We start from the raw sequence: 256 nt of genomic DNA on the forward strand, positions 1-256 counted from the left end.
GCCCCGCAGGGCCAGTTGGGATTTCTTCATGGGTTAGTCTCCGGGCGCGCGGCGAGCACCGCCGCGTTTGGACGGGCGCCCTGCACACGCGCGAGAGGGCGCGACACGCGGCGCCGGTCGCGGGCGGGGGGTGCGCCGCCCGCAGGACGGTGGTAGCGGCCGATCGCGAGCAGCCAGTCTTCGCCGGACGTGTGCTGCTCGTTCAGGATTTCAGCGGCGATGGCGAGGTTGCGATACGGGTCCAGCAGGTCACACG

Annotated in this window: 1 protein-coding gene; it reads right to left on the reverse strand. The window is 71.9% G+C overall.

What is annotated here, in order from left to right; all coding sequences use genetic code 11:
- Positions 1-26: 26 nt before the first annotated feature.
- On the reverse strand, positions 27-256 hold a 230-nt coding region (locus AAEZ08_RS23195; RefSeq protein ID WP_500125215.1), incomplete at its 5' end, for a lysozyme family protein.

Source organism: Pseudomonas sp. E45-MNA-CIBAN-0222, assembly GCF_040310405.1.
Taxonomy (GTDB): Bacteria; Pseudomonadota; Gammaproteobacteria; order Pseudomonadales; family Pseudomonadaceae; genus Stutzerimonas; species Stutzerimonas stutzeri_AC.